At 57.0% G+C, this 20,744-nt stretch carries 16 protein-coding genes and 1 pseudogene; 7 read left to right on the forward strand and 10 right to left on the reverse strand.

Annotated elements, in window-relative coordinates:
• Positions 1-32 precede the first annotated feature (32 nt).
• Entirely contained in the window at positions 33-722 is a 690-nt protein-coding gene (locus tag IVB54_RS33975; protein WP_247336278.1) for a hypothetical protein, read from the reverse strand.
• Between the two features lie 702 nt (positions 723-1,424).
• Here IVB54_RS33975 and IVB54_RS33985 point away from each other — a divergent pair.
• Positions 1,425-1,865 (forward strand): tetratricopeptide repeat protein, encoded by a 441-nt coding sequence (locus IVB54_RS33985; RefSeq protein WP_247776924.1) that lies wholly within the window; start codon positions 1,425-1,427, stop codon positions 1,863-1,865.
• 142 nt (positions 1,866-2,007) lie between these two features.
• On the opposite strand, the gene IVB54_RS33990 is transcribed toward IVB54_RS33985, so the two are convergent.
• Genes IVB54_RS33990 through IVB54_RS34015 form a run of 6 tightly spaced genes read right to left on the reverse strand, consistent with a single transcriptional unit; the run spans position 2,008 to position 9,234 of the window.
• Positions 2,008-2,988, reverse strand: coding sequence for a CHAT domain-containing protein (locus tag IVB54_RS33990; protein WP_247336391.1), 981 nt, complete (start codon positions 2,986-2,988; stop codon positions 2,008-2,010).
• A 26-nt stretch (positions 2,989-3,014) separates the two neighbouring features.
• A complete protein-coding gene (locus IVB54_RS33995; RefSeq protein WP_247776925.1) occupies positions 3,015-4,577 on the reverse strand; it encodes a hypothetical protein in 1,563 nt (520 codons plus the stop codon).
• Positions 4,574-6,352 (reverse strand): tetratricopeptide repeat protein, encoded by a 1,779-nt coding sequence (locus tag IVB54_RS34000; RefSeq protein ID WP_247336396.1) that lies wholly within the window; start codon positions 6,350-6,352, stop codon positions 4,574-4,576. Before IVB54_RS34000 ends, IVB54_RS33995 begins: the two co-directional genes overlap by 4 nt.
• The gene (locus tag IVB54_RS34005; RefSeq protein WP_247776926.1) at positions 6,349-6,879 is read right to left on the reverse strand and encodes a hypothetical protein; all 531 of its coding nucleotides are present in this window, start codon (positions 6,877-6,879) and stop codon (positions 6,349-6,351) included. The genes IVB54_RS34000 and IVB54_RS34005 overlap by 4 nt, the downstream gene beginning before the upstream one ends.
• Before the next feature lie 43 nt (positions 6,880-6,922).
• Complete coding sequence (locus IVB54_RS34010) at positions 6,923-8,413, reverse strand: caspase family protein (RefSeq protein ID WP_247776927.1); 1,491 nt, start codon at positions 8,411-8,413, stop codon at positions 6,923-6,925.
• Entirely contained in the window at positions 8,413-9,234 is an 822-nt protein-coding gene (locus IVB54_RS34015) for a hypothetical protein (RefSeq protein ID WP_247336403.1), read from the reverse strand. Before IVB54_RS34015 ends, IVB54_RS34010 begins: the two co-directional genes overlap by 1 nt.
• An 807-nt stretch (positions 9,235-10,041) precedes the next feature.
• Here IVB54_RS34015 and IVB54_RS34020 point away from each other — a divergent pair.
• Complete coding sequence (locus tag IVB54_RS34020; RefSeq protein WP_247336405.1) at positions 10,042-10,203, forward strand: DUF2934 domain-containing protein; 162 nt, start codon at positions 10,042-10,044, stop codon at positions 10,201-10,203.
• A gap of 231 nt (positions 10,204-10,434) precedes the next feature.
• Here IVB54_RS34020 and IVB54_RS34025 read toward each other — a convergent pair whose 3' ends face one another.
• Together IVB54_RS34025 and IVB54_RS34030 are read right to left on the reverse strand one after the other, a co-directional pair.
• Positions 10,435-12,777, reverse strand: coding sequence for a CHAT domain-containing protein (locus IVB54_RS34025; RefSeq protein WP_247776928.1), 2,343 nt, complete (start codon positions 12,775-12,777; stop codon positions 10,435-10,437).
• Positions 12,660-14,315, reverse strand: a complete 1,656-nt coding sequence (locus tag IVB54_RS34030) for a tetratricopeptide repeat protein (RefSeq protein WP_247776929.1) — start codon at positions 14,313-14,315, stop codon at positions 12,660-12,662. The genes IVB54_RS34025 and IVB54_RS34030 overlap by 118 nt, the downstream gene beginning before the upstream one ends.
• 487 nt (positions 14,316-14,802) lie before the next feature.
• Here IVB54_RS34030 and IVB54_RS34035 point away from each other — a divergent pair, with 487 nt between their 5' ends.
• The 4 genes and pseudogenes from IVB54_RS34035 to IVB54_RS34050 all read left to right on the forward strand — a co-directional run bounded on the left by IVB54_RS34035 (position 14,803) and on the right by IVB54_RS34050 (position 17,038).
• A complete protein-coding gene (locus IVB54_RS34035) occupies positions 14,803-15,726 on the forward strand; it encodes a Ku protein (RefSeq protein ID WP_247336410.1) in 924 nt (307 codons plus the stop codon).
• A gap of 20 nt (positions 15,727-15,746) precedes the next feature.
• The gene (locus IVB54_RS34040) at positions 15,747-15,992 is read left to right on the forward strand and encodes a hypothetical protein (RefSeq protein WP_247336413.1); all 246 of its coding nucleotides are present in this window, start codon (positions 15,747-15,749) and stop codon (positions 15,990-15,992) included.
• A gap of 27 nt (positions 15,993-16,019) precedes the next feature.
• Positions 16,020-16,168 (forward strand): annotated as a pseudogene (locus IVB54_RS34045) (cell envelope biogenesis protein TolA); the annotation flags it as partial.
• 153 nt (positions 16,169-16,321) lie between these two features.
• The gene (locus tag IVB54_RS34050; protein WP_247776930.1) at positions 16,322-17,038 is read left to right on the forward strand and encodes a hypothetical protein; all 717 of its coding nucleotides are present in this window, start codon (positions 16,322-16,324) and stop codon (positions 17,036-17,038) included.
• Positions 17,039-17,128: 90 nt separating this feature from the next.
• Here IVB54_RS34050 and IVB54_RS34055 read toward each other — a convergent pair whose 3' ends face one another.
• Entirely contained in the window at positions 17,129-19,201 is a 2,073-nt protein-coding gene (locus IVB54_RS34055; RefSeq protein WP_247776931.1) for an AAA family ATPase, read from the reverse strand.
• A 174-nt stretch (positions 19,202-19,375) separates the two neighbouring features.
• Here IVB54_RS34055 and IVB54_RS34060 point away from each other — a divergent pair, with 174 nt between their 5' ends.
• Complete coding sequence (locus IVB54_RS34060) at positions 19,376-20,509, forward strand: hypothetical protein (RefSeq protein ID WP_247776932.1); 1,134 nt, start codon at positions 19,376-19,378, stop codon at positions 20,507-20,509.
• The last annotated feature ends 235 nt before the right edge of the window (positions 20,510-20,744 follow it).

The raw sequence follows: 20,744 nt of genomic DNA on the forward strand, positions 1-20,744 counted from the left end.
CCGCACAATGATGACGCACCCTGAGCGGGAAATCAATATAGATTGCGCGGGACCGGTGCGGGGCCGGATGCGGCAACACCGCGCGGCGACCCGAGTGCGCTACCTTGAGGCCCGTGGAAACCCGGCGGGCCCGTGGCTGGCGTCACTTCGCGGCGAATTCGAGCGTGCGGCGTGCGAACCGGTTGCCCTTCAGCAGGAAAATCCACCGTCACCGGCAGCGCACCCTCTTCCGTCGGAACGACGACGAACGTCGCCGTCGCGCCATCGGCTCCGGTTGCCAGCTCGAGGATGCTTTCGGTGGGCAGCTCGATGCGGGCGCGCGGAGCGCCGACGCGTATCGAAAACTTGAGCAGGGATTGCCAGGGGTTCAATTTTTCGAGCGTCGTGTTCTTGTCGCGACCGTCGGCCGCGCGGATGAAACGGCTTAAGGCGACTACGATCTTCAAGGACTGGCCTCGGCCGATCGCGGTGAATTCGGAATGATCGGTCGTGATCTCCGGCACGTAGGGAACGCGCTCGGATGGCAGAAAGCCGGCCACGGTCTGCTGCGGCGAGAGCTCCTTGACCGCGATCGACAACAGCGTGAACGAAGCTCGCCGCTCGTGATCAGAGCCTGCGATCAGGATCGGGACGGCGGCTCGCGCAGCGGGGTACGCGAATCTGCCGGCGTGGCTGACCCTGGCCTCCCATCGTTTCCGTCGCTCCAACGGTAGCCGCGCCACTTGAGCGCGTCTCCGAGGTCGAACGGCGACTGCTCGGCCCACACACACTCGCATCGTCTTTTGCGAGCCTGCTCGAGTAGGATGTCAAGCGACGGCGGTCGGTTAGTTCCAACGCTAGGATCTCGAGGAGAGCGTGGCAATGCCAAGCGCCCTGTGAGCCTGGTGAAAGAAACCAGCACCGTTCAGCAGGTAGCTGACGCGATCCCTCGAAACCCTGCTTTCGCCATTCGATCTCGGTCGCCGACCCCCCAAGCTGCAGCGTTAGACTAGGTCTTCGGGCAGGCATCGCCAATCGAGTCCAGCACATCGTGAAGCTCAGCTAGCGCCACTTCCGATGATGCCCCCGACGGCGGTTCTTGGCGAGCGATCTCGAAGACGCGCCCGCGCGCATAAGAGCAGGAGCCCCGCACCGATTAAGCTCCGCACTCCTGAGCTAAAGCCTGCCACGGGTATAGAACAAATCTTCTGTCACAGCCGGCAAGCGCTCGAAAACAGAAATAGCGGTTGTGTTTGACGCCCCTCTATACAAAACCGGCCGTACGACGCGGCCGCTTTAGAGCAGAACCATCCCGTGAGACGTCCCTAACTGGGTGATCTCAGGGTCACTCGTCCGTAAGCAGGGCCTTACCCGGCGTCACAACCTGTGATAGGTTTATTCACCAGAATTGCGACCGGTTTGAAATTTGACAAAGGATTGTGGTTATGACCAATCAGTCAAATGACGCAGTAAGCAAGTTGGCGGATCTGGTTGGGCGGGGACAAATCGAGGAAGCTCTGAATCAATATCCTGAGCAAGAGCCTGAAATCAGGATGCTACAGCAGATTGCAAGCCTTCCCCCACAGTATGTGCGTTCATTGCTCGAGAAAACGGTTCAGGCCAACGCCAAGCATCAGCAAGCCTTGCGACTTTCAAGGGCTGGAATGCTCCGAGAGGCGGAGGTGGCGTTTGACCAAACTTTACAACTAGTTCCAGAATTCGTTGCCGTCTACATGAATCGCGCGATCTTATACGCAAAGACAGGCCGAGATTCTAAGGCTATAGCCGATCTTCAAACAGCTGTGAGGCTTGCTCCGCGAAGCGAACGAGCGAGGGGCATGCTCGCCCAAGCGCAAGCAGGCGGATGGAACAGGTTTAAGATCTGAGCAGGGCTGTACTCTTCTCGATGGCTTCGGTGGCGAACATTCCGAACGGGGTATGTTGAAATCTTCACCTGGGCTGGGTCGTCTCATCGCGGGCCGCGATCGATACAAGAGCATAACGCTCGCCGACAGCGCACCCTCGATGTTAATTGAGAGATGAACTGCCTATCAGGACAAATGGGCCCCAGAAAAACGCAGAAGCCCACTCCTTGTTTGCTCGGGTCTTGAGTGCAGCTTGGCGAAGTGCGTTCGAGATTGATGACTCGGGTATTGCATCGATGATGCTGTAGAATTCGCTCATCAAGAATGCAGTGGCGCGATCTTCAACCCGCCAGAGACTTGCGACTAAGCTGGAAGCACCAGCGTAGAACAGAGCTCGCGTGAGACCAATCAATTCGTCTCCTTGCTTCAACTCGTTGACACCGGTTTCGCAGCCGCTCAGAACCACCAAGCCAGATCCAAATCGTCCAACTTCAAATATTCGCCTTGCAGTTAGTGTCTTGCCCTCTGCAAGGGCAATACCTGCGTCCAACGGGTCGGTCGCCCCGAGTACGCCATGGCCTGCGAAATGAACGATGGAGGCGCCTACTGCGGCGCTTTCGACTTCCTCTTGAGTCACCCTGTTGCCAAGCATCGGGTTCACTCCGAGGAGGCGCGCAATTTCGACAGCTTCCGCGCTTGCGCTCGGCAGGTCCCCGCGAGAGTCGCCGAACACCACAACTTTTCTCGCGGGCGACTTGGAAACTTCCTTACGGCGCTGGCATAATCGAAGCGTTGAAAGGCTCGGAGCGTAGGCGACCGTATTCCGCTCAATCAGCATGCGGCCGGCCACCTGCAACAGATGTAGAGGTAAGCCATGAAGGAATCCGTGTGGCAAAAGATAGATGAGGTCACCCTCTTCGCTCCATGTCTCTGCCATGGAGACGAGGAAATCCCATTCTCGCCATTCCGACTCTACAGCAGTGAAGCTATCAGCATCGCATACTCGATGCAGGTTAAGCGCGGGCGCCCCCTTGTTCGGATCGAGGGGGTAGGAGACGGCACGAACATTTTCAAACCGAGTTGAAATCCCGAAGACGTGGATCCAAGTGGTTGAGATCATGTAATCGAGGATGAGCGTGTGCATCGTTACCCGCCTCCCTGCGTAGCTCACTAATTTAAATGCTGCCGAGTATCTGACAGTTCGTGCAATAGATCACGGCAGTCGGCATAGACGAGGGGCGTTCCTCGCCTAAGCGCCACATACTCAGGTGCGTATTGCTCCATAGTTAACCAAATTTCATCGAGCTCAGACATGCATGCCGAGAGCGTGGTGGGAGCGCCAAGTATCTTCACAGACGCATCGGCGGCTGGCCGAGTTAAGTCTCGCTGCTTGCCGAGCAAGTAAGACTCCCGGGCGGCCAGCTCCGCTGGAAGGCTCTCGGGCGGCCTTAGGTCTGTACGCGCAAGCAGTTCAATAAGCGTGCGCGACTTTGCACGCTCGACCAGCTCCAACGATTGCTGAAGAAAGCTGTTGTCACATTGCAGATCTGCCACGATTCGACCGAGGTCGACCGCAAAGCCATATATCTCAGTTCGCCCAGCAACGAAGCCAATCTTCGTAGCTTCGCTCGTCTCTTCTCCTCTCAGCGCCTCAAGGTCGGCAACAGCGGCTAGCGCAAAGCGCAGTGCTGGCTCATAATATCCTTGTGCTGCCAGCGCTTGGCTGACGAGGCATTGCCCCCTGAACACACCTTCACGAAAGTTCGCGGCCCGTCCCTCGTCAATTGCGTCTAGCGCTCGCGACAACCCCCTTTCCACGTGTCCTTGCCGAAGTTCGCGGACGGCCTCGATTATCAGGTCGTCCGCGATTTCGAACCGATTCGGGTTGACCCGAGGAAATCCTTCCAGGGCCATAACGGTAGAAGAGGAGGCGGCCTTCTGGCTTGCTTCGGAAAACTTCCCGCGTCGGCCCTCCAGTGCTCGTTCATTGCTAGCGAGAGCCTCGAGCAGGCGCGGGACCAAGTCAGGCTCCCGCAAATCGGCAGGCCACGTCCGAACTGCTTCACGCGCGGCCGAATACGACTTCTCTGCCGCATCAGGCAGGTTAGCAACTGCGAGGACAATACCGATTTCCATCAATACCTGCGCCTGCTCCACTCCCGACAAGCGATCAGCGCTCAACTTCCGAGCCTCTTCTAGCACCTGAAGAGCGCGCTCGAGATCTCTACGTCCGAGCTCCAGTTTGGCAAGCCCCAGCAAGGCATGAAGTACTCCCTGGGTGTTTCCTGATTCGCGCGCTATTGCGCGCGCCTGCTCAAAGCTTTCTTCGGCGAAGCCGAGCTTTCCTTCGATCAATCGGGCAAGACCTGCGTTCACAAGAGCCTGAGATTTCTTTAGCGGGTCTTGCGTAGATTCCGCTGCCTCTGAAAAGGATTTGGCGGCGGAGTCGCGGCGGTTGGCTCGCTGGTCTATCTCGCCTTGCCAATAAGCTAGGTCGGCTCGAAGCTCTGGATCCGACGAAAATCCATGCGCTGCTTTGAGCTCTCCAAGTATCCGCTCAGCTTCGATCAAACGGCCTCCATCGAGATACCCAGCGATAACTTGAAAAAATGCTTGCGCACCGCTTGGCGTAGTGGCCCCAGCCAATTCTAGCAGTCGAGCAGCATCGATCAAATCTAGAACTCCCGGTGCAAGCCCAGGTGTGCCCTTCGAATTTCCTGCATCATCGCTCAAGTGTGCGGCTCCGACATTGTTGCGCGGCCCAGCTTTCGGTCGATGGAAGAAAGCATCTGGTCATCCACGGCTATGGAAGCGGCCCGCCCGAGGACTTCGTGGACCTGCTTTGCCCAGCGCAAATAGCGCCACGCGGAATCCACATTTCCGAGCACCTCATCAACTGTCGCAACATTTGCAACTTGGTTGGCTTGGCTGGCAATGTTACTCGTTTCGATTGCCAAATCCAGCGCGAGTATATGACAGGCCTTCGCTTGCCAAGCGAGCCGAAGAGCGCCTGCAGACATCGCATTGAATACTAGCTCTGGAACTACAATTCCTCTCTTCAATGACCTCGTGCTCTCGCGAACGCTAATCAAGTCAGCCCTCAGAAGCGCCTTCGCTTTCATTCGATAGACGATACCAAGCCCATTTAAGGCTACGATTCTTGGTCCACGTTCTGATTGCCCGGCCATCAACAGACGCAACGCGAGACGATAGAGTGACTGTGCATCATCCCAGTTTTCGCTCTTACGGCTGGCATCGCCCCTGTTGATCGAATCTACGGAAAGTCTTATCTGCGATTCTTCATCCAATTGGCGCAATGCAGATGGCGACCCAATTGCCAACAACCTGCGACTGAAATCCACTAGATGAGAGGCACAAGCCGCCACTCTGCCGATTGGGTCAGCGTCCTTGGGCACCTCGTGTAAAACTACCCCCATGTCTACTTTGGAAGTTCGCTCCTCAGAGGACCATACAGACGGCACTACCGCGTCGCGGGTTAATTTCGGCCAGCCGGATTGCTGTTCAGCCTGAGTTTCTTCTTCTGTCTCCTCCATCAGCAGAAGAGCATCATCGTGGGCCGGATCGATTTTGACCGCTCGCGCAAAGTCACTTATCGCTTCCTCTGGCTGACCACAAAGACGATACGTCTTACCTCTGTTGTACCAAGCGTCGGCAAATGTGGGCGCGCGCTCGATCGCACGACCGAACATTTCGACCGCTTCCCGATACTTGCCTTGACGGCCTGCGACTACCCCCTCATGGTTCCAATCGGAAGCGGATTTCGCCGCCTCTTGGATTTTCTCACTAGTAAGAGTTCTAGGCCTTCTGCGCATCATCTCCCTTGTAGACGCGAGTGGCCGGTCGTATTGCCGCATCAGCTCCGTCAGCCCTTGCACGTGCGCAAGGGTGGCAATGGATTCGCGTCTTGTAGCTCTGAGATGCTCGAACGTCCCAACAAGCTCGACTGTCTCCTGGCCCGGAAGATAGGATGGATCGCGTGCGGCGATCTCGCCAGCGTCATGAATGGCGGCTGGCAGGTCTTCCAGTTCCAAGAAGCATCGCGCGCGATTGCAGTAAGCCGGGACAAAGCCGTCATCTGCTCTCAATGCTTCATTGAAGTGTAGAATGGCTTCTTTAAAGTGACGCGCCTCGGCAAGCATCGAACCGCGATAGTTGCAAATAGTGACGATCTCGCTTGTGCCCCGGCCGTCGACTGAAGCAGGACCGAGCGCTTCAGTTTCCAAGATCTTGAGCATTTCGACAGCGTCGCCCGCTTCGAAAAATGAGGAGCATTCCTGGAATAGAAGCTTAATTCGAAGTAGACGAACCGTCGCTTCCAAAGAGAGGTCATCTAGAGAGGTTCGGATTTCCTCTTCAAACGCACGTAGCAGGTCACTTGCATTGAGCGATGCGGCTTCTCTGACCCAAGCTCGCGAAGCCGCAAAGTCATCGCATGCCAAAGCATTGCGGAGCGACCCGAGACCTGATTTTCCTACCAAATCCGTCATCCGCCACCTTTGCGAAGCGTTGGACTCTGCAGTCGACTTATTAAATCGCCAAGATCTATGTCCGCTGGCAAAGGCCCAAAGGTCATGAACACACCGTCGACGCGGCTGAAGGGAATGCCAGCGGCCAAGCGTGCAGCGACGGGCTCGAGGCGAGCCAGCATTTGGGCCGACGCTTCAGAAACCTGCGTGGTCAGGTTCACGGCGGCTTCGAACGCTGCGCTCAGTCGAGGTGCGCCGCAGACATCGATCTTCAGAAGAGCTTCACATATCTCCTCCATGTCTTGACTTCGGCGATCCGCGCGACTCCAAAGCACGTCAGCCCACAATACCGCACCCTCTACCAGATTGTGCCATTCCATTGTCCTTTTCGGCCATATGCTTGATTGGTCGAACACTCCCCCACGTCGAAGCTTGAACCCTGCGATGGTTGCGGCGAGCGGAGAAAGACCCTGGAGTAAGGCGCCTTCTACCGACGGTGGTAGAAGCAGCAGCCCAGCTCCCTGCTTCAGCGAGAGGCTCTCATCCATTTCTTCAAGCTGCCATAGCTCGCCCCAAAGCTGCGCTGAACGGTCAAGGGCTCTCCTGGTTGGAAGAGGCGCAATTTCCGCGGTGAAAGCTGCCAGGGTTGAGTCGTGGCTTTCGTCGGTGGTGAGGACTAGTTCCAAGCGTAATGGCACCGTACCGTTGTCGAACGGTACGCAGGTAACAAATCTTGGCCATTTGGTCGGCGGGCCACCGGCGCATCCAAAGAGTTGATTCTGACGAAGCTTCCGGGAGCAAGAAGTCCATCGCGACAACTGTCGACAATGGGCGCGTTAGAACGCGCACATCCATGAGTCGCGGCTCTTCTGCAGGCGGTCCTGTCCTAACGATCTGCAGTGATCGAATAAGAGGATCAGTAATCCACTCGTGTCCGAATGCTCGATGAGCCTGCGGCGCGTCCTTTAGGAAGGCTTCAATTGGCTGGTTGACGTGCCTGGGCGCCCCAAAGCGGTCCCGTTTTCGCGCCGTCTGCGCAAACGGCTTAGACGATCGGAGCGAATTGCGCTCCACAGGAGGCTCAGTTGTTGCCGAAAAGGCAGACTTGGGAGCTTCAGCCAGAACAATCTCACCTTCGTAAGGATCGCCGCCAGCTCTAACAAGTTGCCGAAGGGCGGGATTTATCGACGCCAGAAGTTCAGGCGTGCGATTCTTGACATAGATCTCAAGTTTCGAAAAAAACAGCTGACTAACGTTGCTAGTCAGCTGATAAGGGCGCCAATCCGGAGCAACGCCCGTTAATCCCTCCAAGAGAGCTTTCCCGAAAAACGTGCCGTCCGCATCCGGACTGGACGGCTGATATGCAAACGCTCCGGGCGTCGTCGCTTGCAGCCAAACAACAGCGTCTGGCGTTATAGAAAACGTAGCGAGCGGCTTCAAAACAGGATCGCCGACAGGATTGACCTTCATCAAATCTGGTGGCGCGTTGCGACACGCATCAATAAAATAGAAACTAGCACCCAGGTTGTAGGTCTTAAGTGCGTCGCGCATTCCGTTGATTGCTATCAAGTTCTGAAGTCCGGCTTGCCCAGGGCCCGCAAGGAAATCCAGCGGCACGAGGCTCGGCGACGACAGATGCTCAAGCCCATGGCCGGAAAAAACGAAGAAACTCACATTCTGCTTCGCTTTCGCGGGGTCAACGAACAGAAATTCCTTCGACCACGCCTTGATAGCAACTGCCAATTCATCGAAGCTCGGCGTACCGTAGTGCCCGCGAGTCAAGGCCTGGACGGCCGAAGTCTCGCCGCCAGCTTGCGGCGCGAGCAGAACGCGGCAGGACAGGAGCCGTTGTCCCGCGATCTCGTCGCGCTGCAGCACCCAATCGAAAATTTGCGCTGCCGTCTTGGCGGAGACCAACAGTTGGCCCATTCCGTAGTTGCTTTGAGCGCTGGCTGCCAGCGTACCGCCGCTCATGTACGGATAAGCACTAATCCCGATGATTAGAGCGTGGACGCCCGCCTCGCTCGCTGCGACGCCGGGGGCTCGCCACAATCCAGGCGCGCCTATGACAGGCTCAAGCATCACGGTTTCAACACCTTCGCGATTTCCGCGAAAAAGCTTGGACGCGAGAGGTAGCCTGTATGGGCTAGCGCTAATCCGTATCCCGTGTCGTATTCTCGATCCTGAACTCCTTCGAATACCGGCTCCATAATGAAACCTACGAAATCGTTGAGGTCGTAGAAATTTGTCCACGAATCGACTCGGTCAGGCTTCTTCAAGCGCCGCGGCGACCGAGTCGTCATGTCAATTCCCGGGAACTGGCCGAGCTCCGCAAAAAAAGAAACTTGGCTTCCGAACGAAATCCAGTGAGCGATGCGGACGTCTTTAAGCTCGGGGTCATCATCCATGAAGGTGGTCACCGCATCGAAAAGGAGTTGGCCCCCCATTGAATGCGTAAGGACAACGATTGGCTCTCCAGGGGCCTTGCGGACCACGTTTCGAAAACCGTCCAGGACGCGTGTCGGGATTGGCCCGGGAGCCCCCTTGCTCCCTCGAGTGGCCAGGTAACTTAAGATGTCGCCAAGGAAATTTGCAACGAACGCGTTAAGAACCGGTCGCGATTCAGCTAGGAAACTGGAAATGATATCCCCGGGAGCGGACACCGCTCTTCTCACAATTTCGTCCGCGCGGCTGAGCCAATCTTGAAAACCCGCAGCCGTCACTCCTGTCACCTGGGCATCCACCGTCGCAAGCATGCTCATAAGCCTCTCATGATCGGGCAACTGCCCTACGGTCCACATCTTCTCTGTGGTGTCGGCTGCGGCGGGAGCCACCCGCGCCATCTCAACCGGCGTTAATGGGGAACCCGCCGCATCTCGGAGCCCAATGTAGAGATCGGTCAAAACATCCGCTCGTCGCCCTGGGTCAACTGACGATAAATCGAAGGAGGATGCGAGTGGGGTAGCGGGCCCTCCGATGACGGGGCCTGCCGAATTTGACAGTTCGTAACTTGAACCGGCTTGCTGAAGGGTAAGCGGCGCGCTGCGGACCAGAGAGGGATTCGGGGGCGCTGCGCCCATTCTAAGAATCGAAGTCAGGGGGCGCGACTTTAGCGACCATCGAAAGTCGCTAGCAATGTCTCCCCAGAACACTGGGTGATAAACAAGGGGATCCGACCAGTCTACAACGGGACGGACCCAGCGCTTCAAACTTCCAAGGAGTTCTACACCGAAGGAAGGCTCTCTTACATTGACGCCGTGGATATAGATGATCGACATCTGAACCTCCGACCGCAAAAAATACGAGAGATATCGAAGTATATCTGGGGTAGTCGATGCCAGAAAGGACAACTAGGCACTTCAAAGTCCAGGGATCGATTGCGTGATGACCATGGACGGGGGTATGATTCTGCGAACGACAGATGTTGCCAAACCATTCGGATACAGCGGTCGATACGGTTGTGACTTCCAATCGGGAGCATAGCTTAGGCCAACTATAAACGTTTCGATTTTTTTTCCTTGTGACAAATTTCACAAAATCCCGTTCACGACTTAGCTAATGCAGTCGCGGGTGCCGCTATTCCGAAGAAAATCACAACACCGGCGACGCGGCTTCGTGCTCTTATTTCATGCGAGCACATTGAGTCGAGCTTCCGCCTTCAACGTCCGCCACTTAGGGTGCTCTGCGACGCTGCGGAGAAGGAACATTCAATGACCAAACCGACGGAGAAGGAAATCGCCGCTCGAGCATACAAGCTTTGGGAAGAAGCCGGTATGCCTAAGGGCAAGGATGACGAGTTTTGGCACGCCGCCGAGCAGGAACTGCTAAACGGAGACAGGTCTAATCCAATGCGCGCACCGGACGCGCTGTGATTACTTCGGTGTCGGGTTTACCTCGAACTCACGCGCGCTCATCAATAGGGCGGTGACTTCGTTCTGATTCTTGGTCACTTCGATGGGAATTCCCCGCACTGACGGCGCAGATAGGGCCGATCGCTTCCGACCACGACAGCCGCTCGGCGCCACAATCTTCAACTTGACCGCCCCAAGGCGTTCGCACAGGGCGGGCTATATGGCCGCCGTCATTTTCTCACTGGCAGTAAGTCACGCACCTACGTAGGTGAAGGCGGCCCAAAAGTGTGGATGAGCAAACGGCTGTTTTTCCGGAAAAGAGGCAAGCACTGTCCTCATACTCTCGGCTGAGTTGTCGTTCCGAGCTTGCAACACGGAGAACGACTCGCCCACAAACTGACTTATCTCAGAAGCCGTCGCATCTCTGAGCCATCGCTGGGCAGCCCTCATTGCAATCTTCGGTTCGGCGCCGTTATGCCGCCAGACCCAATAAAAGCGAGCCATTAGAATCGCAGTGCTGAGATCCGCAACCGCCCAAAGTGAAGCAATTATGTTTGATGCCCCCGCATACAAGAGAGCTGTCGGAAGGCCTATCATTTCATCCGGAAGCTCTCGGCCCGGGATAGCAGTCTCGCAAGCAGACAGGACCGCAAGCCGAACATTTTCGAGACGAATTTCCAATAGGTTTTGGACTGTTATCTCCTCACTGAAAGCTACAAGGAGGCCGCTCTTTAGCGGTTGAATGATATTAGCGTTAGCGTGGCAAGCGAAGTGGACTACCGCGAACGATGGAAGGGAATTGAGGATCGCGTTACGCGTTGCAGTGCCATGCCGGAGGACGTGATGAGCCGCGAACCCGCTTAGTGCTGTCTCGACCTCGATTGCCGAGTAGACCAATGACTTGGCTTCCACTGGTTGGGGATCTTCGACGACAAGAATATTTCTCGGCGGCCCGTCTTCTCGTGATCGAGCCCCGACGAGAGCACTGGCGTTGGGCAGGTACGTGATACAAATCTTGTCCATCGCATACAGCCGGGCAGTCGGCGTCTCGGGGTCAGGAGTCCACGCCGCGTGGAGCGGCAAGAGCGCAAGTCCGCCAATTGGCACAATGTAAACTGTCGAACCCGGCTCAAAAGCTTCCACCATGTGGCCCATGATCCAACGCCACAAAAGCTGAGTGGCTCGATCGAGTTCAGTCTTCCACTGCTCGAGTCCTCCGTCCACACCGTTAAGCCAACTTTCGTAGGCCTCCCAATATTTTGTGGTCATCTCTTCTAAGGCGCGCCCCGTGAGATCTGGCAACCAGAGCACCTCCGGTGGCGCCCCGCTTGAGCGAATCAGCAAGGCCTGTCCACCCGCGTCCGTTGCTGTAACGTAAACAACAGCGGCGTCGCCAAGCCCGGCACGGATCTCATCCAGCGCTGGAGGTTCCAGGATGTCAGAAAAACCTTCAATCTGTTGGATCTTTTCCCTAACCTCACTCAGAGTTTGCTGCGCCTTCCTCAGTTGCTCGATCGGATAGTTGGCATGAGGTGCGCCAGCTATAGTTTCCAGCCAGGAGCTTTCGGCCGCTAGTCGACGACAGAACGCAATCTCTTCCATGCATTCAAGGAGCGCATCGCCCAAATCTGCGTGGCCTTCCTCCTTCAGCGTCTCAGCCGCCACTCGGCTAAGTTGAAGTTGCATCGTCAGCAGCCGCGCACTTCCAAACTCGAGAAAGGTTAAAGCGCTTGCAAAATCTCCAAGCTTAGATGCCGCGTAAGCGGCTCGTGCAAATACTCCTTGCGTTTCCCGAAGCCACAATTCACTTCCCCGTCGAAGGGTTTGGGTCTGCATGATCCGATGGAGAGCGTCACGGACATGGCCATAAGCCTGAAGAGCTCGGGCCCACGACTCGTTTCGAAATTCCCAATCTCCCCAATCACGAGCTCCAATTAGTGCCGCCTCCACGTGCGCATCCATCGCGGGTTCAAACGAGTGTTCGAGGGTTGCAAGCACGGCGTCATAGTCCCGCTTGTCCCTTGTTAAATTGTAGCGGGCTCGGAGACATGATCCCAAGTTGATCCTTGTTCTAAAGTCCAAGTCATCGCGGGATTTATCTGCAATGAGCCGATTTTGAATTTCAATTGCTTCGTTTAAAGAGCCCAGATTCAACGTAAGCCGCAAGGCGTTCGCCAAATTCGCCTCGTATTTGGCTGCCATTGGAGTTGACTGGGCGAGAGCGCACGCATTTCGATGCGCTTGAATGGCCTTCTCGATATCAGCGGTATCGTGCAAGGCCCGAAATCGTTCCTGAAGCAGGATGCCGAGCAGGTCTAGGTGTTGGGATGAAGATGCCGTATCGCGGCCGACTGCTGCTTCAACCAGGGCGATTGCATGATCTATGTCTGCAACGTCACGAGTCCTTCGGAAACGTTCCTTGAGCGCGATTGCGAGATTTCCCGAATATCTCTCCCACCTTCGGCTTCTAAGGCTTGTCAATGGGATCGCTTGATGCCAAAGGCCAATGGCCTCATTGAGATCGGTTGGGTCTCCCAAAGCAACGAATCTGGTGCAGCGCCAAATCGCCAGCCCATTGAGGGGAGCGGGATCCATCCCGCTCCGCCAATCCCGCACCGATCGTTCGGATACGGCACGCCGCGCTCGAGGTCAGCCGGATCGTAGTATCGAGTGTAACGATACCAGAACGCGGAACTTAATGAATTTACTATAGCGTTACGAGCTTCTGGTTGCTCGGCTCCAATGGCGAGTGCTTCTTCGGCGAGCTTAACCGAACGATTCAAATCGTCCGGCCGCCCCGTTCTCTCGTACCGCTTTCTTAGCGCGATGCTAAGATCGTTGGGAGGACTCGATTCGTTGTCGTCCGCTTCGCATGCCCGTTCAAAAAAGATGATTGCGATATCGAGAAGTCCAATGTCATTTCGTTGATCAGCTGCCTCGGATAAGAATGCGCCTAAGCGCGACCAAACGAATGGCAGCCAGACAGTCCAAGGACCTTCCGTTGTAACAGCGTCAGTGTTCTGGCTGCATAGAGCAAGTGCACGTTCCAAAGTTTCGTCGCCTCCCGCAAGTTCATGCTTTTCGAACAAAGCAAGTGCTAGCAAAAGGGAAGCGGGCGTGACCCCGTTTCCGACTTTGCTCGCTTCTGACTGTGCTGCGGTTGCTACGATAATAGCCTGGTCCAAATCATTGCGGCGCCCCTCCTGAGCCCCATAGCTGATCTTCAACCAAGACATACAGATATCGCAGAGGATTTTGGGACGTGCCGCTGATATAAACGCGTCCCTTTGGACGAGCTTAAAAGCGTACTCGAGATCCTCCCGGCTTACATCGTGCTTATCGCGCCGGACCAGTTCAAAGATCAGTCTCAGCTGTAGCGAATGACCCCTTTTGTCATTTGCTGCGACCTGCCGAGATGCCTCGATTGCCTCGTATAGTTCGCCCCGATCTCCCGTAACGAGGAAGCTATAATGCAAGGCTGTCGCGAGATTGCTAAGGAACACGATGCGAGACGAGATCTCGCCATTTCCAAGTTGAAGTGCTTCTCGCAAAAGCGGAAGGGCCGTCTGAAGATCATCAAAATGTGATGCATGTTCATATCGGTCAAGAAGCCTGGCAGCCAAAGTATTGAGATCAGCGGCGTGGTCTTCGGCATCGGGTGCGGCGAGGCGCAATGCTCGCTCCGCGGCTTGAATGGCAAGATGTAAATCATTCAGCTCGCGAGTTTCCTCGTATCGATCCCGAAGTCCATTGCCGACAGCTCGGATATAGCCGACGTCGGTCAGTTTATCTAGCTGATCTGCCGCCTCATCAAGCCGCTTGCTTTGCACCATCCTCATATTTGCAAGCGTCTGCCCAACTATGTCGCTTTCATCACCCCATCTATTGCGGGCGACCGTCAAGTTTTCATTCAATGCTTCAAGCGCCTCCTCATACTCCGCGCGCTCGAAGTATAGAAAGGCGAGGCTCGACCTGCCTGCTAGGACTGCCTCATGACTTTGCCCCAAAAGCTGAGTGGCAAGATTGTTTGCTTTCTTCAAGAACGCAATCGCCTGCTCAACCTCGCCGCAGGCTCGCAGCTTTTCAATCACCACACCAAGTCGCGCCAGTTCTGCAAATTGGGCTTCAGTCATCTCAGACCTCCATCCTACATGTTGCGAAAGACCCTCTCGGAACTTCAGGCCGCTCCCCCGACTGCGCGTCGCCAATCAAATTTTATCGTGACGTCGCTCAACTTGAGGGTCGCCAGAATAGTTTGCAGTGCAGTTGGCGAGTTCTTCTGATGCTGAGTCAGAGAGGTACATCGTGTCGAGACGGCAGCTATAGTGGCTGTCGTTGCTGAATGAGTATGGTTCTCGCCGAGCTTTCTCGTCCTCATGGTAGGAGAAATCCATATCGGCGGCACGCTTTTGCGGACGCCAGCGGTGATTTTTCCATTTGCTTGGGGGTCGGCGTGCGCCAGCTCGCAAGTCGATCGGTCATATCTAATTAGAACATAACCGGAACATGAGAGTCGAGTCCCGGACCGAAAAAATGGGCCGTATGACGAGCCGCGGTTGTCGGAACCATGGTCTGCCGTTCGTCTTGAATCCAGGCCTCTTGAACCGGAGTTCTGCGTACATGGCCCCCCGTGCCAACTGGAAAGGCTTCCTGCGCTTATCGCTCGTGACGTGCCCTGTGGCGCTCTATCCGGCCACATCCGAGTCAGAGAAGATCAGCTTCAACCAGCTCAATCGGCAGACGGGCCATCGCATCAAGTACCTGAAAGTCGATGCCGACACCGGCGACGAGGTGCCGAACGAGGACATCGTCAAGGGATACGAGTTGGACAAGGGGCAGTACATTGAGGTCACGAAGGAGGAGCTTGAGGAGCTCACGCTGGAGTCCACGCGCACGATCGAGATCGATGAATTCGTCGACAAGGCCGATATCGACCCGCGGTACTTGATCCGCCCCTACTACATCCGTCCAGACGGCAAGGTCGGGCACGACGCGTTCTCGGTGATCCGTGAGACCATCCGCGAGATGGACAAGGTCGCGATCGGTCGGGTGGTCCTGACCAACCGCGAGCACATCATCGCGCTCGAACCGCTCGACAAGGGTCTCGTCGGCACGCTGCTCCGCTACCCCTACGAGGTGCGCGGGGAGCAGGAGTATTTCGACGAGATCCAGGACGTCAAAGTGACGAAAGACATGCTTGATCTCGCCCGGCACATCGTGAACCAGAAGGCGGGGCGCTTCGAGCCCGAGAAGTTCGAGGACCACTACGAGACGGCGCTCATTGACCTGATCAACAGGAAGCGCGCCGGCAAGCCGATCACGCCGAAGGAGCGGCCCGCCGCAACCAACGTGGTTGACCTGATGGAAGCGCTGCGGCGGAGCGTCGGCCGGGAGGCCACGCCGGCGAAGGCCGCAAAGCCAGCCAAGAAGCCGCGCAAGGCATCGAATGGTCAGAAGGAGATGCTGATGCCGATCGACGGCAAGAAGCCCAAGGAGACGGCGGCGAAGAAGCCGGCGGCCAAGCCGCAGCGGAGGTCAGCCTGAGGTCGGAATAGGAGGACCGCATGGATGTGAAAGAAGCTTCCGCGATGACCGAGGCCTCTGGCCTGGTCGGCGACCAGGACACTATCGGCGCACCGCAGCCGAGCGGCCAAACCAAGTCAGCCGAGACCCGAAGGTCGCTGCGCCAGCCCTCAAATGATGCGGCACTGCGCTGGGCCGAACGGCTGCGCAAGGTGATGGTGCAGGCCCCATTATCCTCGCTCTTCGTCGCGTTCCTACTTGGCACCTGGGTCGCGCGCCGGCACTAGGACCGAGCCGCAGGGCGGCTGACATCGATGGCAAGGAAGCTCAAGACATTTCAGACGTCGCTGGGGTTTTACAATCTCGCGATCGCGGCGCCGTCGATGAAGGCTGCGCTCGAGGCTGGGGCGCTGGCAGCAATCTCTTCCTTCAGGGCGTCGCCAAGAAGACGGACGATCCCAACACATTTGCCAAGCGTCCTTGGCGATAAGGGTAGCGGTTCAAATCACACTTACAAAGTGCCGAACCCATCCATCTGATATGCCGACTTGCAAAATGATCAATAGAGGGCAACATCGGCACCGACGTGGAGTTCTTAACACGCAGGACTTGCCGCATGGTTGATGTGAAGAAACGAACGTTGCAGTGGCAAGAAAATCTCGAACTGGCGAAGCGTCCCGAGGGCCGCGAACGTCAGTACCCGCCGGTGGAAGCGACGACCGCACCTCGTCACTATGAAATATCGGCACAATTGGCAGCCCGTCTCAACGCAGAGATCGCAAACTACAATCGCCACCGAAATGCACTCTCGCTTTGGAACGCTCTCGCAATCTGCCTTGAGAACAAGATTCCTGTTCCCGACAAGCTGAGCGAATTCTTTCTGGATATCTCGCAGAAGCTAATCGGCTTCGCTCGCGACGGCGAGAAGCAGGCAAGTCGATCCATCTCAAACTTGGTGTTGGGCACAATCAGCGAAGACGGCGGACGTGGCAAGTTTCGATCCTTTCAGGACGTCGAGCAGGAACGCGAGATCGTACGCAGAGCCGGCGACATCATTCTCCAGCGAATTGCCGGCGAACTTCCGACGCTTAGATCATTGGAAGCCATCTATGAGACGGTAGGGCAGGAGTTCGAGGTCGAGCCCGAGCACGTCAAGAGGCTCTTCCGGCTCTATGAAGCGGACTCAGGCAGCTTTGGCTTTCGGGAGTTGTTCAAGGCCGCACCAGCCCGCCGCAGGTGTTCGCCACCGGTCTCGACACGACCCACGCGCGTCCCGACGACGACATTCATTCTGAAGACTAATCAGATTGAATTTTGTAGGGCCTCAGCTTGAAAGAAAGGGAGACGTGTCCGCAACTGGCGCCCCGCACATCCACTTGAATCTATTCATGTTTTTCAACGCCCCGCTGCCCCCGCCCCCAAACTAGCCGGGTTTGACCCTTGTCTCCGGCAACCACCAGCCGGACCAACCTCGCTGCCACTCCCTTGGGTTCGAACTCCAACTCGACTTCAGAAGCTCCATTTCCAGGCGAAGGCTTTCGCGGCGCGAATCGTCCGCGCCCGGAAGCAGCGCGGCGAGCTTGGCGATAGCAACAGCGCGACGCTCCGTTTCCGTCTTGCGCGCCTCGTACTCTTGCAATTCCCACCCAGTGTCGAGCCCCCGCCACGCGCCGTCCTCAAGGGCGGAGAGCCAGGCCATGCCGCTCCCGCCATCCCGCTTGGCCTGACCTGTCAGCGAGGCCGACATCCCGCGAGCCTGCACATTTGAGATGCGACGAACCTGCGCACGCCACTGAAGCGGAATCTTCAGGAGATCCACCAAAGGGGAGGCAGGGCCGAGATCGGAGCGAGCGGTGAATCCCGGGGCAAGGCTCCGACTCAACGCGCGAACGCCCTGCCAATGAAAGCGCACGCGGTCTTTCTGAGACATCACAGGCCGACAAGCGATCTGAACCTTAAGATCAGATGTCCGGCAAATCCTCGGGACGAACTTCACGCGCAGCCACGCGAGCGCCTCAACGATATGTTTATCGGGGACGGACAGGAGAATCCGTGTTCTGTGTCCCCTCTCGTCGTCCCATTCATGACGGTACATCCAATGCAAAACCGGCGAGGCCGTACCGCACCAGTCCTTGAGCCGCATGCCAAGCTCGTGAGTGAGCTTGGTCACAAGTTGAGCATTCACGCGAGGATCTGGCCGATCTGGTTCCGAGGGGCTGAGAGTGAGGCGGAGGTTGAAGAGGACCCCGTATCGTTGCGGCAGGAGCGAGCCCGCTTGCCAGTGAGGACGTATCTCGTCCCAGGACAGAAACGTCCGATCTTCGACTGCTGATCCCGACGATCGAATGCGCAGGACGGGTTTCGCGGATTTGGTCCGCAGCTTTCTGGCCCCTCTTTCGATCGGGGACACCGGGTTGAACAGCCGGTTCACCCTGCTGACGATCATTGCAAGGCTATGTTCGGTGACTTTCGTGTTTGAAGTCAGCGCGTCGATGATGCTTTCCCAATATGCCTCCGGCTCCCGCCCTGACGCGCTGGCGCGGGCGGCGAATGCTGCGACCAACTGCTCCTGGGTTTCCGCACCTATACTGCGCATAAGAGGATCTTCCCGACGAAAACGCCGGCAACCATCGAAGTATTGGAACACGAAAAACTGGTGCAGGAAGCCGAGCTTGCGCTCGGCGCTATCTGGCCATTCTTCGATTTCCCGGAACTGCCGGGCCAAGTCGCCAGCTATCAGAGCTCGCGTGAACGCCGTCAGCTGCTCTTCAAAATTAAGGTTGAGCGCAAGACGCACATGCCTGCCTTCGATGGGACCGAACTGGCTGGTCTTTTCCACCGCGCGCAGCATTTCGCGGGGGGCCCCAGTTGCAGCCTTGAAGATAAGACGAAATCCGTCTTGGTCGTACGGCAGACCCTCCCGATCGCAAATATCCGCGAGCAACCGAAATGCTTCAGCCTCATTCAAGGTGCTTAGTTCAAAATTCGAGAGCCTGCTGCGCACCGCCGGTGAGATCAAGTTCAAGCGATAGGTCAGGAGAATGAAGGTAGCCCACTCCGGTGGCGCCTCCAGGATGTCCAACAAGGCATCCGAGGCCCGACGCGAGAGATTGTGCACTTCGTCGAGCATCAGCACACGGCGGGGTGCAAGAAAGGGAGCCACCTTCGCCTTTTCAAGAAGTTCCTTGGCCTCCTCCACGGTCGAATTCTCGCCGCATTTCAGCGTGTGGAAGCTGGGCACGTTGCGCCTGTCCTTTGTGAACTCCTGGCATTGATCGCACGCGCCGCAAGCCTCGCCCTCGAGCGGGCTGTCGCACAAAAGGCTCCTTGCGTAAATCAACCCCGAAGTCGTCTTGCCGGTGCCGGCGGGTCCCGCGACTAACACCGATCGCCCTGCACCCGAGCGGACTTGCTCCCGCATCCAGCGCACCAGGGCATCCTGCCCGATAACTTCAGAGAGCCGCCCGGGACGATATTTCTTAGCAAGATCAGTCACTTGAATTTCCCAGCGCCCGCATGCGCAGTTCCGGTGACAGCAAACATTCAGTCACCGATCGAGGGCCTGAGCCGAATCAGCTCAGGCCCCAGCCAAGACAGAAGGCCTCGATTAGAAGGCGAGTTTCCCACCTCGCATCCACGCTCCCGTGATGCCTTTCTGGAGTTTTCCACCATGCTTCAAGAACAAGTCCTCGTCCCCATCCGCGCGCCTGTCAGAAAGTTCGTCATCCACAGCGACCAGCTGAAGGCTGCCGCGCGCGCGATCAGCCTGCCCAGCCGGTCGAGCGGGGTGATCACGATGACGCTCTCGGCCGACGCGCTCAATCTGTGCGAAGCGACCGCGGACAACGGCTTCTCGGTCGCCACGACACTTGATCTTATTCGCTCGAACATTGCGGAGGGTGAAATCATCGGCCTTGAGATTTCAAAGAAGATCCTGGCTTCGCTGGGCCATCACTATGATTGCGAGCTATCGTTTGAGCTGGACAGGGACGATGGCGTCCTGACCTGGAAAGCGTCGGGACGCTCTTTTCATATGAGGACGGCCGTTCGCTTCGTTGACGCGAAGATTGGCGCTGAAGAAACTCGGCATCTCGCCGAGGTCGATGCCCGGGTGCTCTGCGACGCGATCGGCTATGCGGCCCTCCTGATTGAGAAGCGAAACGCCAATACCCAGGCGTTTGACGGCCTCCAGCTAAGCGGCGGCGGGGCGAGGAGTGGATATCTGGGTGGCGTCTCGCTGTACCGGTCAGCTGGATTGCCCGACGCCCTAAGCTTCATTTTGCCCAAGCGCAATGTTTCCAACGCTTACGCAGCGATCGGCAAGATGCAAGGTGCAGTGGTCGTTGCCGAGACCGATGATATGTTCTTCATCAATTGTGGCGGTACGAAACTGTCCTGGGCGCGAGCTGGCCGATGCCGAGCATTCGACAGCGTCTTCGACGCCGCCACGACGGCGGCTTTCACGGTAGTCGTTGCTGAAGCGCTCCGCATCGCAACTATCGCCAGGATAGCCTCCGATAAGGGGCGGATTGTCCTTCAAGCCTCCGAATCCGGTCACTCGCTGTCGCTCAAGTCGATTTCGCCAACGTCCCGATACGAAGGGGCCTTGAATGGCGAGTTGCGCGGGTGCAGCCTTACGCCGAGCTCAAGCGTTGAGTTCAACGTCGACCTTGCCGATCTGCACCGGGTGTTGCTCAGCATTCGAACCCACATCGCCGAAATCGCGATTAGCAAACGCGGTCTTATCATCAAATCGGCAGGCGCCGATTACATCGAGACCTCTGCCCTCAGCGCTCTTCATTGATCCATACAGGGCCCCCGCCGAACAGGGCGGGGGCCTGCTCGTTTGTCAATTTTCCGTCGACTCAAACTTAAACATTCATATCGTCACCGGGACGTCGCTCGGCGACTGTGATCGCTGTCTGAGCCATCGCGTCAGTGCAATTCAGATTTTGCCAAGGTCCGCGCAAGCGCCGCTTAGACGGCGAACATAGCAGCCCCTAGCGGGCCCCGCTCTTCCGGCTATCCAGGTCGTGGAG

Source organism: Bradyrhizobium sp. CW1, assembly GCF_023100665.1.
GTDB classification, from domain to species: domain Bacteria; phylum Pseudomonadota; class Alphaproteobacteria; order Rhizobiales; family Xanthobacteraceae; genus Bradyrhizobium; species Bradyrhizobium canariense_D.

Coding starts and splice junctions, on each gene's coding strand:
- IVB54_RS33985 (WP_247776924.1), top strand. CDS start 1,425: ATGACCAATCAGTCAAATGACGCAGTAAGCAAGTTGGCGGATCTGGTT.
- IVB54_RS33990 (WP_247336391.1), bottom strand. CDS start 2,988: ATGCACACGCTCATCCTCGATTACATGATCTCAACCACTTGGATCCAC.
- IVB54_RS34000 (WP_247336396.1), bottom strand. CDS start 6,352: ATGACGGATTTGGTAGGAAAATCAGGTCTCGGGTCGCTCCGCAATGCT.
- IVB54_RS34005 (WP_247776926.1), bottom strand. CDS start 6,879: ATGGATGAGAGCCTCTCGCTGAAGCAGGGAGCTGGGCTGCTGCTTCTA.
- IVB54_RS34010 (WP_247776927.1), bottom strand. CDS start 8,413: ATGCTTGAGCCTGTCATAGGCGCGCCTGGATTGTGGCGAGCCCCCGGC.
- IVB54_RS34020 (WP_247336405.1), top strand. CDS start 10,042: ATGACCAAACCGACGGAGAAGGAAATCGCCGCTCGAGCATACAAGCTT.
- IVB54_RS34025 (WP_247776928.1), bottom strand. CDS start 12,777: ATGGATCCCGCTCCCCTCAATGGGCTGGCGATTTGGCGCTGCACCAGA.
- IVB54_RS34030 (WP_247776929.1), bottom strand. CDS start 14,315: ATGACTGAAGCCCAATTTGCAGAACTGGCGCGACTTGGTGTGGTGATT.
- IVB54_RS34035 (WP_247336410.1), top strand. CDS start 14,803: ATGGCCCCCCGTGCCAACTGGAAAGGCTTCCTGCGCTTATCGCTCGTG.
- IVB54_RS34040 (WP_247336413.1), top strand. CDS start 15,747: ATGGATGTGAAAGAAGCTTCCGCGATGACCGAGGCCTCTGGCCTGGTC.
- IVB54_RS34050 (WP_247776930.1), top strand. CDS start 16,322: ATGGTTGATGTGAAGAAACGAACGTTGCAGTGGCAAGAAAATCTCGAA.
- IVB54_RS34060 (WP_247776932.1), top strand. CDS start 19,376: ATGCTTCAAGAACAAGTCCTCGTCCCCATCCGCGCGCCTGTCAGAAAG.